18 protein-coding genes are annotated in these 16,352 nt (G+C 61.1%); 10 read left to right on the forward strand and 8 right to left on the reverse strand.

Annotated features, from left to right (window positions below; genetic code table 11):
- The first annotated feature begins 81 nt into the window (after positions 1-81).
- Together KQ659_RS10960 and KQ659_RS10965 are read left to right on the forward strand one after the other, a co-directional pair.
- A complete protein-coding gene (locus KQ659_RS10960; RefSeq protein ID WP_226929940.1) occupies positions 82-309 on the forward strand; it encodes a type II toxin-antitoxin system HigB family toxin in 228 nt (75 codons plus the stop codon).
- Positions 306-665 (forward strand): helix-turn-helix domain-containing protein, encoded by a 360-nt coding sequence (locus tag KQ659_RS10965; protein WP_216688759.1) that lies wholly within the window; start codon positions 306-308, stop codon positions 663-665. The genes KQ659_RS10960 and KQ659_RS10965 overlap by 4 nt, the downstream gene beginning before the upstream one ends.
- On the opposite strand, the gene KQ659_RS10970 is transcribed toward KQ659_RS10965, so the two are convergent.
- Positions 662-1,003 (reverse strand): DUF2489 domain-containing protein, encoded by a 342-nt coding sequence (locus KQ659_RS10970; RefSeq protein ID WP_216688758.1) that lies wholly within the window; start codon positions 1,001-1,003, stop codon positions 662-664. The two genes, KQ659_RS10965 and KQ659_RS10970, sit on opposite strands and share 4 nt — an antisense overlap.
- A gap of 113 nt (positions 1,004-1,116) precedes the next feature.
- On the opposite strand from KQ659_RS10970, the gene KQ659_RS10975 reads away from it, so the two are divergent.
- Positions 1,117-3,108: an AAA domain-containing protein gene (locus KQ659_RS10975; protein WP_226929941.1), complete on the forward strand. Its 1,992-nt coding sequence runs from the start codon at positions 1,117-1,119 to the stop codon at positions 3,106-3,108.
- A gap of 175 nt (positions 3,109-3,283) precedes the next feature.
- Here the strand turns inward: KQ659_RS10975 and KQ659_RS10980 are convergent, their stop codons facing one another.
- Complete coding sequence (locus KQ659_RS10980) at positions 3,284-3,589, reverse strand: hypothetical protein (RefSeq protein WP_216688757.1); 306 nt, start codon at positions 3,587-3,589, stop codon at positions 3,284-3,286.
- A complete protein-coding gene (locus KQ659_RS10985; RefSeq protein WP_216688756.1) occupies positions 3,540-4,367 on the reverse strand; it encodes an SMP-30/gluconolactonase/LRE family protein in 828 nt (275 codons plus the stop codon). Before KQ659_RS10985 ends, KQ659_RS10980 begins: the two co-directional genes overlap by 50 nt.
- Before the next feature lie 477 nt (positions 4,368-4,844).
- Between KQ659_RS10985 and KQ659_RS10990 the strand changes: the two genes are divergently transcribed.
- Positions 4,845-5,360, forward strand: a complete 516-nt coding sequence (locus tag KQ659_RS10990; RefSeq protein WP_216688755.1) for an FKBP-type peptidyl-prolyl cis-trans isomerase — start codon at positions 4,845-4,847, stop codon at positions 5,358-5,360.
- Between the two features lie 141 nt (positions 5,361-5,501).
- Here the strand turns inward: KQ659_RS10990 and KQ659_RS10995 are convergent, their stop codons facing one another.
- Positions 5,502-6,101 carry an acyl carrier protein phosphodiesterase gene (locus tag KQ659_RS10995; protein WP_216688754.1) on the reverse strand — a complete coding sequence of 200 codons (600 nt, stop codon included), beginning with the start codon at positions 6,099-6,101 and terminating at the stop codon, positions 5,502-5,504.
- 127 nt (positions 6,102-6,228) lie between these two features.
- Here KQ659_RS10995 and KQ659_RS11000 point away from each other — a divergent pair, with 127 nt between their 5' ends.
- Complete coding sequence (locus KQ659_RS11000) at positions 6,229-6,741, forward strand: pyridoxamine 5'-phosphate oxidase family protein (protein WP_216688753.1); 513 nt, start codon at positions 6,229-6,231, stop codon at positions 6,739-6,741.
- 305 nt (positions 6,742-7,046) lie between these two features.
- The gene (locus KQ659_RS11005; protein WP_216688752.1) at positions 7,047-7,763 is read left to right on the forward strand and encodes a spheroidene monooxygenase; all 717 of its coding nucleotides are present in this window, start codon (positions 7,047-7,049) and stop codon (positions 7,761-7,763) included.
- Here the strand turns inward: KQ659_RS11005 and KQ659_RS11010 are convergent.
- Positions 7,760-9,301 (reverse strand): hypothetical protein, encoded by a 1,542-nt coding sequence (locus KQ659_RS11010; protein WP_216688751.1) that lies wholly within the window; start codon positions 9,299-9,301, stop codon positions 7,760-7,762. The genes KQ659_RS11005 and KQ659_RS11010 overlap by 4 nt on opposite strands.
- A gap of 222 nt (positions 9,302-9,523) precedes the next feature.
- Here KQ659_RS11010 and KQ659_RS11015 point away from each other — a divergent pair, with 222 nt between their 5' ends.
- A complete protein-coding gene (locus KQ659_RS11015) occupies positions 9,524-11,140 on the forward strand; it encodes a hypothetical protein (protein WP_216688750.1) in 1,617 nt (538 codons plus the stop codon).
- A 282-nt stretch (positions 11,141-11,422) separates the two neighbouring features.
- The gene (locus tag KQ659_RS11020; RefSeq protein ID WP_226929943.1) at positions 11,423-12,961 is read left to right on the forward strand and encodes a hypothetical protein; all 1,539 of its coding nucleotides are present in this window, start codon (positions 11,423-11,425) and stop codon (positions 12,959-12,961) included.
- Positions 12,962-12,999: 38 nt separating this feature from the next.
- On the opposite strand, the gene KQ659_RS11025 is transcribed toward KQ659_RS11020, so the two are convergent.
- Together KQ659_RS11025 and KQ659_RS11030 are read right to left on the reverse strand one after the other, a co-directional pair.
- Positions 13,000-13,761, reverse strand: coding sequence for a DNA topoisomerase IB (locus KQ659_RS11025; protein WP_226915801.1), 762 nt, complete (start codon positions 13,759-13,761; stop codon positions 13,000-13,002).
- Positions 13,655-14,116, reverse strand: a complete 462-nt coding sequence (locus tag KQ659_RS11030) for a hypothetical protein (protein WP_226929945.1) — start codon at positions 14,114-14,116, stop codon at positions 13,655-13,657. The genes KQ659_RS11025 and KQ659_RS11030 overlap by 107 nt, the downstream gene beginning before the upstream one ends.
- A 174-nt stretch (positions 14,117-14,290) precedes the next feature.
- Here KQ659_RS11030 and KQ659_RS11035 point away from each other — a divergent pair, with 174 nt between their 5' ends.
- Positions 14,291-15,394 carry an App1 family protein gene (locus KQ659_RS11035; protein ID WP_216688748.1) on the forward strand — a complete coding sequence of 368 codons (1,104 nt, stop codon included), beginning with the start codon at positions 14,291-14,293 and terminating at the stop codon, positions 15,392-15,394.
- 35 nt (positions 15,395-15,429) lie between these two features.
- Here KQ659_RS11035 and KQ659_RS11040 read toward each other — a convergent pair whose 3' ends face one another.
- Positions 15,430-15,897, reverse strand: coding sequence for a YybH family protein (locus tag KQ659_RS11040; RefSeq protein WP_216688747.1), 468 nt, complete (start codon positions 15,895-15,897; stop codon positions 15,430-15,432).
- 159 nt (positions 15,898-16,056) lie between these two features.
- Here KQ659_RS11040 and KQ659_RS11045 point away from each other — a divergent pair, with 159 nt between their 5' ends.
- A complete protein-coding gene (locus KQ659_RS11045; protein ID WP_216688746.1) occupies positions 16,057-16,341 on the forward strand; it encodes a TIGR03643 family protein in 285 nt (94 codons plus the stop codon).
- Positions 16,342-16,352: the final 11 nt, after the last annotated feature.

Raw genomic sequence — 16,352 nt, forward strand, 5'->3', positions numbered from 1 at the left:
TATCTTTGCCAATAATTGCGTATCCTTAGCAAATCCACTCTCCGGACGTTCTGGGAAAAATATCCCGCCGCCGAACTCCCCTTGCGCACGTGGTTTAAGGATGTTTCGGCGGCCAATTGGGCCACACCCAACGACGTAAAAGCGCAGTATGGCACGGCCAGCATTATTGCCAACAATCGCCTCGTTTTCAACATAAAAGGCAACGATTTTCGGCTGATTGTCAAAATAAACTACGAATTCTCCGTCATCTACATTCGCTTTATTGGCACTTATACCGAATACGACCATATTAATGCCGCAACTATATGAATACTATCAAACCCATCCGTACCGAAGCCGATTATCAGGCGGCCCTGGCCCGAGTTGATGCCATTTTCGATTCCAAGCCCGGCGACCCCACTGCAGACGAATTCGAAATTCTAATTACCCTCATTGAAGCCTACGAAGCCCAGCATCACCCCATCCCTGAGCCCGACCCCATCGAATACATCAAGTACAAGATGCAGGAACGCGGCCTGTTGCAACGCGATGTGGCCCAGTGGTTTGGGGGCGAAAACCGGGTGAGCGAGGTGCTGAACCGCAAGCGCAAGCTCACCGCCAAAATGATGAAGGCGCTACACGACAACCTGGGGATTTCGGCCGAAGTGCTACTGGCAGCGGCTTAAGATGCTTCGGTAACAATTCGATTCAGAATTTCCATCAACTGCGGTCGGTATCTAGTCGTTATTCGCTCGAGTTTCTCATCTAACTTTTCCAGTTTATCCGGTGCCCAGGCAAGCCGCTCTTCCTCTATCGGAAGCTCTCTTATTCGGTCATAATAATCATTTACTATTTTCAGCTCATCAGTGGTCAGCGGGTTAATATCGTACCCTTTTAGCCAAAACAAGTTCTTCTCTAATCGTAAGATTCCCAACGACAAATCAACTTGTCCGGTAGTAATGGAGCGGGCTGTCGAAATAAACTTTCGTAATAAGCCAACTTCTTTTGGCGGGTTTTTGGCCATACAAATGTTATCATAAACCAACTCTGGGACGTACAGAACGCGGCCAAGTTAGCCGTCATGCCGCCCTTTTTCCGTTTGCGCTGTTATTGCGTCTTCAAAATAGCTATTCTCTCTTGTCCGATACCATCCCCACTTTCGCCCCCGTCGACCCTTACGCCATCGAAAAGGAACTGCGCCAGGTGCAGGCCCTTATGAAGCTGGAGCAGCAGGAAGACCTGATGCAGTTCAAGCTCAAAAACGCCAAGGCCAGCATATCAGAGCGCCAGCAGCGCGGCCTCACCTGGTACCCCGTCACCATCACGCAGGAAGACATTGGTTTCGGCGGCAAGGTGGTGCTGGAGCTGGAACGGCCGGCTGGCCAGCAGGGCCTTCACCTGTTTCAGGTGGGCAAGAATGCCGCTCTGTTTGGCAACGTACCCGGCCGCTCGGCCACCGACCGGCCCACGCTTAATGGCGTCATCATCAGCGTGCGACGCAACAAGCTGCGGCTCGCCACCACCAAGGAGGACCTACCCGATTGGGTGACCGAGGGCAATAAAATGGGCATCGACCTGACCTTCGATGAGGTGAGCTACCGCGAGATGGATTACGCCTTGGGCAAGGTGATGGGCGCCTACGGCGACCGCCTCGCCGAACTGCGTGACATCCTGCTGGGGGCCAAGGAAGCCCGTTTCCGCGAGGAAAAGGCCACCGACCTTTTCTACCCCAGCCCGCTGAATGAATCCCAGCTGGCCGCCGTGAAGCACGTTTTGGCGGCCAAGGACGTGGCCATCATCCACGGCCCACCCGGTACCGGCAAAACCACCACGCTGGTACAGGCCATTCTGGAAACCATCCGGCGCGAGCGGCGCGTCCTGGTGTGCGCACCCAGCAACACAGCCGTCGATTTGCTGACCGAAAAGCTGGCCGAGCGTGGCGTCAACGTCATTCGCATGGGCAACCCCTCGCGGGTTTCCGACTTGCTCTTGGAGCACACCCTGGATGCCCAGGTGATGAACCATAAGAGCTACAACGAGATGCGCTCGATGCGCCAGACCGCCGACCAGTACCGCGAAACCGCCAGCAAACACGTGCGCAACTTCGGCTACGAGGAGCAGCAGCAGCGCCGGATGCTGAAGGAGGAAGCGCGGATGCTTTTTCAGCAGGCCGACGACTTGGAGCGCTACATCACGGAAGATTTGTTGGAGTCGGTGCAGGTGATAACGTGCACGCTGGTGGGCGCCAGCAACCGCAATATCCGCCACCTGACCTACGAAACGGTGTTTATTGACGAGGCTGCCCAGGCGCTGGAGCCGGGCTGCTGGATTCCGATTTCCAAGGGCCAGCGCGTGATTCTGGCCGGCGACCACCACCAGCTGCCGCCCACCGTGAAGAGCGACAAGGCTGGGGCCCTGCGCGAAACGCTGTTCGAGAAGGCCATTAAGCGCCAGCCCGCCACCGCCCGAATGCTCACGGTGCAGTACCGCATGCACGAGCAAATCATGCAGTTCAGCTCCGACCAGTTCTACGACAGCCAGCTGGTGGCCTACGAAACCGTGGCCCACGCCGGCCTCGATGCCTACGACCTGCGCTTCGCCCCCGACCTGCCCGTGGAATTCCTCGACACGGCCGGCTTCGGCTTCCAGGAAATCACCATCCCCGAAAGCCGTTCCACCGCCAACCCCGAAGAAGCCGACCTGCTCCTCAAGCGCCTCGCGCAGTTGCTGGAACCCTACGACCCCGCCGACCACGAGGAAGACCCCCTCAGCATTGGCGTGATAGCCCCCTACCGTGCCCAAATCAACTATTTGAAGGACGCCATCGAGGAAAATGACGAGCTCAGCGGCTTCATGTTGCACCGCCAGCTCAGCGTGGGCACTGTAGACTCGTTCCAGGGCCAGGAGCGCGACATCATCGCCATCACCCTCACCCGCAGCAACAACCACGGCGAAATCGGCTTTCTGAGCGACATCCGCCGCATGAACGTGGGCATGACGCGGGCAAGGAAAAAGCTACTGCTCGTGGGCGATTCTTCGACGCTCAGTGCGAACCCATTTTTCAAGGCGCTGATTGAGTACGTGGAGAGCATTGGGGGGTACCGCACCGCCTGGGAGTTGCAGGAGTAACTTCGCGGGTCACCTCACCCCCGGCCCCTCACCTGCGGAGAGGAGAGCCTAACGAGGGTTAACAAAAAGAGCCAATTGCTAGACGCAATTGGCTCTTTTTCATTCAGGGTTGGTTAACAGCAGCACGGAACTGTCTCCCCTCTCCGCAGGAGAGGGGTTGGGTGTGAGGTGACGACTACGGCAAGTCAATCACCGACTCCGTGTGCGGCGCGTCCGACTTCGTATTCACAAAATGCTTCGCCGGGTTGTCGTAGTTTGAAATGTACAGGCGCTTGCCTTTGAGCAGCACCTCGGCGGACTGGTCGAGCTTGCCGCCGGTGCCGTCGGTATCGGAATTTTGGACCAGCGTCATCACGCTGTTATCCTTTAGGTTGATGACGAAGATGGCATTCTGGCGCGCGCCGGTTACGTAGGCTTTGTCGGTGGCGCGGTCAATCACGAAGCCGTCGATGCAGGTAATTTTGTCGCCGGTCAGTTGCACGGCTTCCTGCTTGGCGAAGATGCAGTCGGGCTTGAGGGTGACTTTGTAGAAGCTGCCGTCGCCGAAGGGACCGGTGTAGAGGTTGCCTTTGCTGTCGTAGTCGATGCCGTCGGCCCCGTTGTCCACGCCGGTTTCGTTCGTTGGTCGTGAACATGGCCAGTACGTGCGGGTCCTTGGTTTTGGGCTTGAGGTGCAGCGGGCCATTGGACCTTTTCAGCTCATCGAGGGTGAAGCGCAGGATGGCACTGCCCTTGTCGTTGCCGGGCATATCCCATTGGCTATCGGTGATATACAGCAAATTGCCCTTCCACACCAGGCCGTTGGATAGCGCGAAGCTGTCCACCACGGTTTCGATGTTGCCAGGCTTGCCGTTTTTCATGTTGATGCGCATAAGGCGCGACACGAATTTCTTGCTGTTTTCGTACTGGTTTTCGGTGTAGTACACGTTGCCATCGGGGCCGAAAGCCAGGTCCATCGGGGCGGCTTTTTTGGTGATGGGCTCCAGGGGGAGGTTGGGGGCGAAAGGCTGGTAGGCATTGCCCACAATCTCGATAATGGCGGCTGGCTGGCTATTATCGGCAATGTTGGGCACCGAGAGCAGGATGCGGCCGTCGGGGCTCCGGGCGAGGCCGTCGGGGGTGTTGTGCGTATCCAGCAGCGTGAAGAGCAGCTGCGGGCTGCCAATGGTGGGAATGGAGCCGGCGGGCACGCCCATGGTATCGGCAGAGGCCGTTTTCAGGGTCGCCGAATCGGCATTCACCACTGCTTCTTTGTTCACAGCCTGGTCCTGGATGGCCGGTGAGTTTGAATTATAACCGGCTAGCAACATACCGCTTAGTAGCAAGGCAACCAGTGGTTTATAAGTTTATTTAGGCATTGGAAAGGATTGAAATACGTTGGTTCGGTTATGAGAAATCGTATTTAGTCGGTACGCACAGCGCCTGGGACAGGTTGTTGACCGGAAACTATTGGCAGACTGGTACCAACCTAGAGCTGAGGTTAAAAACCACGCAGGCTAAACGCATACAGAACCCTTAGAGCGAGCAGCCGATAAATTGAACCGTCATGCGAAGCGCCGCCGAAACCTTACTCTAATAAGAAAGAATTACTTGCGCGGCAGACATGCTTCGACCTCGCTCAACATGACGTTTTTATTTTCCTGGATTTGCCCGCCGTTCCCGGCAGAACTCCCTTTCTTTGTGCATCAGCCGTCCGGGCTGGCGCTAACTTCTCCCCCATTCCCCAATTTAATCCCATGGCTGCCATCAGCGATAAAAAAGTCGTCACCATTACTTACGACCTCAGCGTAACCGACGAAAACCAGGAAAAAGTATTGGTCGAATCGGCCGAAGCCGACGCGCCCATGGTTTTTCTCTTCGGCCACAGCGGCCTGCCCGAAGAGTTTGAAACGCAGCTCGACGGCAAAAATCCGGGCGACTCCTTCGAGTTCAGCCTCACCCCCGAGCAGGCCTACGGCGAGTACGACGAGCAGGCGCTGGTCGAAATCCCCAAGGAAGTCTTCCTCATCGACGGCAAACTGGACGAGGAAATGCTCCAGCCCGGCAACTTTCTGCCCATGGCCGACAACGAAGGCAACCACATGCAGGCCAAGGTCATCAGCATCGGCGAAACCGCCGTGCAAATGGACTTCAACCACCCCCTGGCCGGCATGGTGATGCACTTTACCGGCAAAGTGGCCGATGTGCGCGACGCCACCGCCGATGAGCTGGCCCATGGCCACGCGCACGGCGAAGGCGGCCACCAGCACTAAGACCCTATCCAAATAGGGCGTCACGCAGAGCAGAGCGAAGCATGACGTGCTTTTTAGTGCCTATTTTGAATAGGCTCCAAGGCTATGTTGAGTTCTTCTAGAACGTCATGCTGCGCGCAATGCAGCATGACGTTCTGTTTTTCACCCGTCCAGCATTCCCGCTACATACCGCTGCAGCTCTGGAAAAAACGCCCGGAAGTCTGCTTCGTATTCCTCGTAATTAGCAACCAGCTCCGTGGCGGCCGTTTCCATGCCCGAGCCCGCTGAGGCCCGGCGGCTCAGGCCACTCAGGGCGCGGCTGATGCCTTCGGTTTCGGCATAGGTCAGCAGCCAGTTTTGCTGGGCCATGTAGGGAAAGAAGTGCTGCACGCGGGGCGGCATTTCGGCTTCGCGAGCGGCGAGCAGGGCATAGACGCGGCGGGTGAAATCAGGCAGGCTTTCGGCGGAGAACTCCCTGAAATTGCGGGCCAGTAAATGGTCCAGAAACATATCTGAAATCACCCCGGCATACTTGCCGTAGCCGGCGGCGCGCAGGCGCTGGGTGCTGCGGCGCACCACGGGATGCTGGTCAGTGAACGTGTCGATGGCCCGGTGCAGGCGGATGCCGGTTTGCACGGCGGGCGGGTAGTTTTCGAACTGGCGGCCGGGCACCGAATCAGCGATGAAGTTGCCAAGCAGCACATCGGCATACGGGGCCGAACCGGGCGCGCCGGAGAGAAAAAGATGGGCCAGAAAGTTCATTGTGGCAGGAAGGTACGGGCGGGGCCAGAGTTTTATTCAACCCCGGCCCTCTGGCTGACGTAAACCAATATGCCGCCGGCCCAGTTTGGGCACGGCCTATTCTTTCACCTTCCCAACAACCTCCCCCATGTCCGATAAGTCGCCCGTAACCCACGACCTGACCCAGCTATTCGGTAAAATCAAAGAAGTGCGCATGGCTATGCTCACCACCACCGACGAGCACGGCAACCTCCACAGCCGCCCCATGGCCACCATCAACCCCGGCAAAGACGAGGCCCTGTATTTTCTCACCGATGTGAATTCGGCCAAAGTGTACGAGGTAAAGAAAGACAGCCAGGTAAACCTGAGCTACTCCAACCCCGAAAGCAACGTGTACGCCTCCGTTTCGGGCAAGGCCAATGCCTACCGCGACGAAGCAAAAATTGCCGAGCTCTGGAGCGAGCCGTTGCGCGCCTGGTTCCCCAAGGGCAAAGAAGACCCCAGCATCAGCATCCTGAAAGTGACCATTGACAAGGCAGAATACTGGGATTCGCCCAGCAGCATCTTGTCTCGCGCCTACGGCTACGTGCGGGCAATAGTGACCGGCGAAGGCAGCAAGGACGACGACGTGAACCAGCACGCCCAGGTGCAGGTGAAGTAAGTTTGAAGCTGTGATTCTTAAAGGCCGGAAGCAATTTCGGCCTTTTTTTGTTAACTCAATTACAAGGAAGCCCCCTCTACATGCAGAGTTTTTTTGCTATTCTGATTTCCTCAGCCCTGTTTTCTTTGGGGTTAAGTATTGCGGATAAAGCTAAAGAACAAGGCTTTTGGCTGGGTACCAGTGTTGATAATACAAGCCAATCCTTCCGAGACTTTTTCAAATAGAAGGTTGTAAGAAGGTGGTCAATCGGAGCTTTAGTTATCGGCACAACCGGTTTGATTTTATCCTTTTAAGCTTACCTCACTTTGCACACCACCCTTACCGTTTTCACGCTAAAACCCGGCCATCGGCGCTGGGGCCTGGCCCAGATGGGCACCTCGCCCCCCACCCTGAAAAAGGTACCGGGCCTGAAGTTCTTCAAGCTGCTGGGCAGCGGGGCCGCCAACGGCTTCGGCGTGTGGCCCAACTTCGACCGCTACGGCTTCATGGCTGTATGGCAAGATGTGGCTTCGGCCGCCGCATTTTTCAGTCGTCACCCACTGTGGGCGGCCTACCAGCAGCGCAGCGCCGAACAGTGGACCGTGCGCCTTGCCCCCATCAAAGCCCAGGGCCTGTGGGACGGCCAAAACCCTTTTGAATACAGCTCCAATGCCCTTTCAGCCCCGGCCGATACGCCCATAGCCGTGCTGACCCGGGCCAGCATTCGCTGGCGCAAAACCCCGCGCTTCTGGAAATTCGTAGAGCCCACCAGTGCGGCGCTGGCCCACGCGGTTGGCGTGCGCGCCGCCATCGGGCTGGGCGAATTGCCACTGGTGCGGCAGGCCACGTTCAGCGTGTGGGAATCGGCCAAAGCCATGCGGGAATATGCCTATAAAGACGCCACGCACCGCGAGGCAATCAAGCTTACGCGCCGCGAAAACTGGTACGCTGAGGAGCTATTTGCCCGCTTCCAGGTGCTGAGCAGCGAGGGCACCCTCGATGGCCGGGAGCCACTAGCAGGCCTGCTGGCGGCCCCGGGCTAGTCGCTCAAATTATAGCGGTGCAGCCAGGCGCGGCCGTTGGCCGTGAGCTCGGGGTGCGGGTCGGCTTCTATCTGCACTCCGGCCGGCCGCGAAGTAAGCCGCTCGCCGGGGCCCGTGTACCAGGTTACGTCGCCCGGCGTGGCCCCCGGGGTAGTAATGACCTGGTTGCGGCCCGCCCCATCATAGAAGTGCACGGCAATGCCCTGCGGCAAGGTGCCGCGCAGCTCAAATACGTCGTCGCCGCCCAGGCCGTACAGATCGAGCCGGGGGGTGATTTTACGGTTGTAGGTGCGCTCCACCACGAGGCTATCAGGCCGGCCGGGGCGCCGGGCCAGCAGCTGCACGCGCAGGCTGCCGCCGGCTTCGCTCAGAATAAAGCGCTCGGCCTGGTCGGTGCCAATCAGCCAGGCCTGCTTGTTCAATAGCGCGTAATACTGCTGGGCCACGGCGGGCAGCTGCTCGCGCCGGGCGCGCAGCATGGGCACAAACCGCGCCGCCAGGCGGGCCCGCGTTTCCGGCGGCCCCGCGTTGAAGGCCCGCACCAGCGCCGCATCGCTCAGGCTGGCCCGCACGGAATCGGCCACTTCCCGAAAGTCATTCGCGCTCAAGCTGGTGAGCAGGGTGCGGTCGAGGGCACGGGCAGTGGTGGTCAGGCCATCCACGTTTTCCAGGCCAATGGTGGCCCGGAAGGTCTGGTATTTGGGCGCAAACCACGACACCAGCCGCGTCACTAGCCCGTCATCAAACAGAAAAAAAGCCTGGTCGCGGTCGCGCGGCACGGGCCGATAAGCCACCCGGCCAGCCTGCGAAAACGTGGCCCAGCGCCACTGGTCTTCGCGGCGGCTCCAGTCGCCCACCAGCAAGTCGAGCAGGCGGGCGCGGAGGAAGGCGCGGGCGGGCACATGGGCACCGGGCCAGCGGCGCAGGGCAGCCAGCATATGCGCCGAATTTACCACGCGGGGCGAATGGCCGAAGCTGGCCACCAGGCGCTGGTCGCCGTCGGGCCGCTCCTCAAACAGGTAAAGCGCATTGGCATAGGCGGCTTTAAACTTGCCCAGGCCGGCATCTGGCCCCACGAATACCAGGCGCGGGTTGGCGTGCAGCACCCCGGCCGCCTCGGCCAGCTGGGCAGCCGGATACGCCCCGAAGGGCTGCGTGGCGCTGGTCTGGTCCTTGAGCAGGCCGCGCAGCAGGTTTCTTTTCCAGCCGGGGCTGAGCGCGGCACTCATATCCTTGTCCACGGAGCGTAGCACGTACTCCCGACCGTCGGGCGCGTGCAGGCGCAGGGTGTGGCTCTGGTAGCTGCCGCCTGCCTGCATGGGCACCAGGCCGCCGGGCACGGCGGTGGCCAGCCGCAGCACCGGCACCGTAACCGTCGTGGCCCAGATGCTGCGGTAGTGGGTGCCAAAGAAGAACTGCCAGGCAGTACTGCGGGCGTATTGCGGCCCGGCGGCCATGCGCACCGTGGTCGAGTCGGTGCTCCATCGCGGAGCGGCCCCGGCCGGGGCCGTGTGCTCGGCGCAGCTTGCTAAGAGCACGGCTGCCGCCCCGGTGCACCAGCCCCGCGCCCACGGTTTCCATTCAGCAGTCAAGCCCGGCATAAGCAGCAGTTTTCCAAAACCAGGAAAAGCCCTTCAGGGCCAAAAAACAAGTAGTTGTCGACGAAAGTGCGAGTGAAATATATAGCCGAAGCCATTCGCTGCCCACCTTTACGGGAAAGTTGCGTTAAAGGCTCATTCGCGCTTGCCTGCCTTTACCGAATGCCTCACCCTTTTGTTCGCTACCCCGGTTTTTGCCCGCGCCTGCTGGTGCTGCTGGGCCTGGGGCTGGCCACCAGCGGCTGCGCCCGCCGCAATTATTTTCAGCCTGATGCCCACGTGGGCCCGGGCAGTGCCGCCGCCCTGCCGGGCCACGCCGATTCGGTACTGGCCACGGCCGGCCGCCAATATGACCGTCACTCGGGTTTCTACCGGTTTTTTCTGGGCCGCCACTACCGCCGCGTATGGGCCGCTCCCGCCAAAGTAGCGGTGCTGAACCTAGCCACGGCCGCCCCCGGCGGCCTCACGGCAGGCAAGGCCGGCGGCGGCTACCAAAGCATCAGCATGACACTGGAAAGCCATCAGCAGCGCGAATACGCCCTGCGTGCCCTCGATAAAGAGCCCTATAAAACCCTGCCGCCGGTGCTGCGCAACACCTTCTTGCTCAACGTGGTGCGCGATGCCACCTCGGCCGCCATTCCCTACGGTGCGCTCACGGTGCCGCCGCTGGCGCAGGCGGCCGGCGTGCCCCACACCCACCCGCGCCTCGTGTACATCCGGCCCGATGAAACCGGCCTGGGCACGTCCTCCGCCCAGTTTCAGGGCAAGCTAGCGCTGCTCGAAGAGAAGTATAACTCCCCGGCCGCCCGCACCCTCGACCTGGCCAAGGCCGTTGATTTTGACGGGGGCGAGGCCATGCTCAAAAAGGTGTACCACCATCCCTCCTATTTCATCGACCAGCCCGCCTTCCTGCGCGCCCGCCTGCTCGATGTATGGCTCGGCGACTGGGACCGGCACGAGGGGCAGTGGAGCTGGGCCGCGTTTGAGGAAGCCGGGGGCCGGGTGCGCTACCTCGGCATTCCGAAAGACCGCGACCAGGTGTATTTTCGGTTCGATGACGGCATCATTCCCTGGCTGGCGGCCCGGCCGTTCATCGCCCCGCAGTTCCAAACGTTTCGCAACGAGTACAACAACATGGCCGCGCTGGTATTCCAGGCGAAGTTTATTGACCAGCGCGGCCTCTCGGCCATGACGCGGGCCGATTTCCAGCGCACCGCCCGCGACCTGCAGCGCCGCCTGCCCGATTCCGTGATTGAGCGGGCCATGCGCCGCCTGCCGCCCGCCGTGTATGCCCTGGAAGGCACCCGCCTCGGCAATGCCCTCAAGGCCCGGCGCGAAACCCTGCCCCAGGCCGCCGAAAAATTTTACCTCACCCTGGCCCACGAGCCCACGCTGGGCGGCACCGCCCAGGCCGAGCGGTTTGTGGTACATCGCTACGCCGATTCCACCACCGTACGCGTGTTCTCACAGGCCCTCAGCCAGCTTTCGGCCGGCGACTCACTCCGGTTCCGCCGCACCTACTACGCCGCCGAAACCAAGGAGCTGAGCCTCGACGGCCTGGGGGGCGATGACATCTTTGAGGTAACCACCAGCGCCACCCGCCGGCCCATACCCATGCTGCTCTACGGCGGCGAGGGCCATGACCAGCTGGTGCTGCAAGGCAGCAGCCGGCGGCTCAAGCTCTTCGACGAAGCCTCCGACGTGACGGCCGCCAGCCACCTGCGCCCCAGCCTGCCCAAAAAGAAACATCGCGCCTACAACCGGCTTAATGATGATTAGCTGATGTTACACGCATAGGCCTTTCGTACGTTAGCCTCACCCCCTGGCCCCCTCTCCGATAAGGAGAGGGGGCATTAGCCCTAGCAATGCAATATAAATTATTGATTACCAGAACTAAGCACTATAAAATAGCCCCCTCTCCTTTTCGGAGAGGGGGCTAGGGGGTGAGGTGAACGCGGAGGGCGACATTCGCTACTTATTCGGAATAACCATGGCCCCCAGCCAGCCTTTTCTGCCTTCTTGCCGTTCAAAGCTCAACCATAATTACCCTGCCTGCTTTTGATGTTCCTCCGTTTGCGTTTTTATACATTGATGGGAGGCGCACTGGCTGGGCTACTCGGTACCGGCTGCGTTCGCAGGCAGTTTTTTCAGTCCGATGCCCGGCTCGCTGCCACCACGCCCCTACCCGCCTCGGCCGATAGCGTGCGCGGGGCCACCGCCGGCCGGCAATATGCCCGGCACGGCAGCCTCTACAACGCGTTGGTGGGCCGGCACCACCGCCCCACCTGGGCGGCCCCGGTAGCGGCCCCGGTGCTGCACCTGGGCACCGTGCGGCACGGCGGCCTGCGCCCCGGCAAAGTAGGCGGCGGCTTCAATAGCACCAGCCTGAACCTAACGGACCCCGACGGCCGCACCTACGTGGTTCGCACCGTGGATAAAGACCCTATTCGGGCCACGCCGGAGCTATTGCGGGGCAGCTTTCTGGTGAATGTGCTGCGCGATAATATCTCCTCCACCAACCCCTACGCCGCCCTAGTGGTGCCGCCGCTGGCCGCTGCCGCCGGGGTGCCGCACGCTTCGCCGCGCCTGTTCTACGTGCGGGCCGACGACCCGGCTTTCCAGACCGATTCGCTGCGGCACTTCCGGGGCCAGCTGGCCTACCTGGAAGAAAAAGCGGCCCCGATTACCCCGCCGCCCGCCGCCGTGCTCAACAGCACCAAGGCATTTGCCGCCGCATTCGCCAGCCCCGAGCAGCGCTTTGCCCCGGCCGACCTGCTGCGCGCCCGCCTGCTGGACGGCTGGCTGGGCGACTGGGACCGCCACCCCGGCCAGTGGAGCTGGGCCGTAACCAGCCCCACCGAAGCCAGCCCCGCCACCCTCGTGCCCCTACCCAAAGACCGCGACATGGTGCTCTACCGCCTCGATGATGGCGTACTCGGCTGGCTCATTGGCCACGTATTTCTGCGCCATTGGGCCACGTTTGCCCCCCGGTATAAGAATCCCTCGGGCCTGATGTCGTCCGGCCACTACCTCGACCAGCGCATCCTCAATGGCCTGAGCCGCGCCCAGTTTCAGGCCGCCGCCGGGGCTATGCAGCAGCGCCTGCCCGATACCGTGATTACCCGGGCAGTACACCAGCTGCCCCCCGCCGCCTTCACCCTCGAAGGCCCGCGCACCATTGCGGCTCTGCAAGCCCGCCGCGCCGCCCTCCCCGCCCTGGCCGATGAATTTTACGAGATGCTGGCCAAACGTCCCTGCATCGGCGGCACGGCGCAGGCCGAGCGGTTCACCATCCGGCGCTACGCCGATTCGACGGTGGTAATCGTCGAATCATTGGCAGCCGATACTCCAGCCGCACCGTTATTACGCCGCACCTTTTTGCCCGCCGAAACCAGGCTCATTCAACTGGAAGGCTTGGCAGGCGACGACATTTTCATGGTAGAGGAGCGCACCGCTAATGCAACCGGCAAACCTGCCATCCGCATCTACGGCGGCGCGGGCCACGACGAGTTTCAAGCATCCGGTAGTGGCCGGGGCATTCGCTTCTCGCAAAAGAGCGTGCCGGCCAAGCGGGCTTATGACAAGCCGCCGGAAGAGTAGCGGTGAGGCGCGTAAGGATGCGCCTCACCGCTGCCAACTCACGCCTGGACCAGCATTTTCAGCACCAGCCGCTCCACTGGCGTTAGCGGGTCGTTGGCCTGGGCCTGGGCGTCGTGTTCGCGCAAGTAGTCAATCAGCTGACCCGATTTGAACAGCTCTACTACCTGCGGGTGAATGTAGTATTTTGAGCACACCGTGGGCGTATTACCCAGGCCGATGGCCACTTCCTTCACGGCTTTCTTGATGACTTTTTCGGGGGCCAGCTCCGGCTCTTCGTTCAGCACGGCTTCCAGGCAGCTCACCATTTTCACGGTGCCGCCCCAGGTGCGAAAGTCCTTCGCCGACAGCTGCAGGCCCGTGTGCCGGTGCAGATAGTCGTTCACGTCACCCGATTCCAGGGCGTGACGCTGCCCATCGGCCGAGTAGAACTGGAACAGGTGCTGGCCCGGAATTTCCTTGCACTTGCGCACCAGCCGGGCCAGCCGGGCATCGTGCAGGGTCACATCGTGCGGCACCCCTTTTTTGCCCACAAAGCTGAAATTGACCTTGGCTCCTTCGATGGCGACGTGCTTATCCTGCAAGGTGCTAAGGCCGTAGCTGGGCTTCGACTTGCCGTTTTTCTTCGCGTACTCCTTGTTGCCGACGCGAATAAAAGATTGGTCCATGAGCGTGAGCACCAGGGCCACCACTTTTTCACGGTCTAGGGCGGCGCGGCGCAGGTCTTTGCTGAGCTGCTCGCGCAACGGCCCCAGCTTTTCGCCGAAGGTGCGCAGGCGCGAGAACTTGGTGAGGCTGCGCACTTCGTCCCAGGCCGGGTGGTAGCTGGTACTGCTTGCGGCCGAGGGTGTCATGGCTCGTTACCTGGAGGTGCGTGGTGGCCGAGGGCGAAATCCAGACCTGCGTCCAGGCCGGCGGAATCACGAAGCTGGCGATGCGGTCCAGCGTTTTTGGGTCGCTTACTTTCTGGCCTTTCGCGTCGTGGTAGGTGAAGTGGCCGGCGCGGGTAGGCTTGCGGGTCAAGCCGGGGCCCTGGTCGGTGGCGTAGCGCAGGCCGGCCATTTCGGCCTGCCGGGCGGGGTCTTTGTACACAATATGCGCTTCTTCCTGCGGCTGAAGCAACTTTTTGCGGGTTTTGGGGTGGGCAGCGGTGGACATGGATAGCAGTGTAGGAGCCTTGGATTTGGGCGTCGGGTTTTTACGAAAAAAGGCAATTCGCGGCCATGCCGCCGTAGCGCGAACTTTTGGTCCGCGTCGCCCGCGCCGTTCAATTGTCGTGCGGCCACGCGGACTAAAATTCCGCGCTACAGCTATCCGCCGTAGGTTTGCCCCATGAAGCTGCCTGTTGCCCTTTCCAGTCTCACCGAGTGGACCGACCATTTATTCACCCGCTTTTCGGCCCGGCGCGGCTGGCTGCGGCCCCTCCAGATTGACGCTTACCGCAGCTATGGCACCGCCGCGAAGTTTTATATCAAAGGCCGCCTCCTGGCCGACCCCGGCCTGACCGCCGCCACCGCCACCGACTCGCGCTGGCGCAATTTCCGCAGCATGGTACGGCGCTTCAACAGCCGCGAAGTAGCCGGGGCCGACCTCGTCGCCGAACTGCCCGACGGCAGCCAACACCTCGTCACCACCGACGACGAAGGCTATTTCACCCTCGTTATCGAGCCGCACACGCTGCCCGCGCCCCTGGCCTACCTCTGGTACCCGGTGCCGGTGCGGGTGGCCCGGCTGCCCCAATTCCTGAAGCTGCCACCCGAGGCCATTGCCACCGAGGCCGCCGTGCTGGTGCCGCCCGCCAGCGCCGAGTTTGGCGTGATTTCCGACCTCGACGACACGGTATTCGAAACAAGTGCCACCAATATTTTTAAAATGCTGGGCCGGGTGCTGTTCAGCAATGCGCAGTCGAAACAGCCGTTTGAGGGAGTGGCCGAGTTCTACCGCCGGCTCCAGCGGGGCCGCAATGGCCAGCCCGACAACCCGTTTTTCTTCGTCAGCAGCAGCCCGTGGAACCTCTACGACCTGCTGGCTGAGTTCCTGCGGCTGCACGAAATCCCCACTGGCCCGCTCCTGCTGCGCGACCTGAGTATTGCCCGCCCCAAAACCACGCCCCCGCCCGGCGTCACGGGCTCGGCCGCCATCCATTTCGCCCACAAGCTGCACGAAATCGACAACCTGCTCACCACCTACCCCCAGCTGCCCTTCGTGCTCCTCGGCGACAGCGGCCAGGAAGACGCCCGCATCTACCGCGAAGTAGTGCGGCGGCACCCCAGCCGCATTCTGGCCATTTACATCCGGGATGTGCAGGTGCCAGCGCGGGCCCTGCTGGTGGGGCCAATTGTGGAGGAGCTGGGCCGGGAGAACGTGCCCATGCTGCTGGTAGCGGAATACGCCGCGGCCGCGGCGCACGCGGCGGCGCTGGGGCTGGTGGTGTAGCAACACAGCCGAGCACGTCGATACAAGCAGGCCGCCTATTGGCTGTTCGTGTGGTCGGCCACTACCACCCATTTCCCGCCAATCTGCCGCAACACCAACAGGAAATACCCCTGCAAATCGCCCAGCGCCGCTGGCCGTGCCAGGTGCCAGTGCCCCACCACCTGCGCGGCGCTCGGTGCTAGCAGCGACACCCGCAGGCCGCTGAAATCCAGCTTGCCCATGGCGGCGGCATCGGGGTAGTTTTTCTGGTAATTGGCCAGGGTGGGCTGCCAGCCATACGTGGGGCCCTTGCGGCCGATGAACACCAGCGAATCAGACTGCCAGTACCCCTGCATAAAGCCGGGGATATCGCCCCGGTTCCAAGCCGCCGTTTGGGTGGTGAGCACCTGCACAATGGCCCGGCGGGCCGCCTCCGGGCTGGTTTTGGGGGGTGTGTGGGCGGCGGCGCAGTGCGTACCGGCCAGACAGGCCAGCAGGCCGAGTATCGTGTTTGGAGTTGCCATTGGGTTATTGAATGCGTGAAGCTACGCTGATAAATGATGTCCCAATCTCGCAAAAAACCTGAATTAATTGCTCCGGCACATAGCCAAAACGGCGCAACGACTGTTCTACTGATGTCTCAGCCAGTGCTTAAACGACCTCCATTACAAAACGTCCACCCCATGCCTGAATCAACCTTAACCGACCAAGACATCGACCGCATTATCGAAATGGCCTGGGAAGACCGGACGCCTTTTGAAGCCATTGAGGCGCAGTTCGGACTCGCCGAAGAAGCCGTTATCAAGCTGATGCGCCGCGAGTTGAAGGCGTCATCCTGGCGCATGTGGCGCGCTCGTGTGCAGGGCCGCGCCACCAAGCACCAGGCCAAAAGCCGGGTCACTGATGCGCGCTTCAAATCGACGTTGCAGCGCAGCATCACCTTCAACAAAATTTCCAAACGCGGCTAAGCGAGCAGCCA

The organism is Hymenobacter siberiensis, assembly GCF_018967865.2.
Classification (GTDB): Bacteria; Bacteroidota; Bacteroidia; order Cytophagales; family Hymenobacteraceae; genus Hymenobacter; species Hymenobacter siberiensis.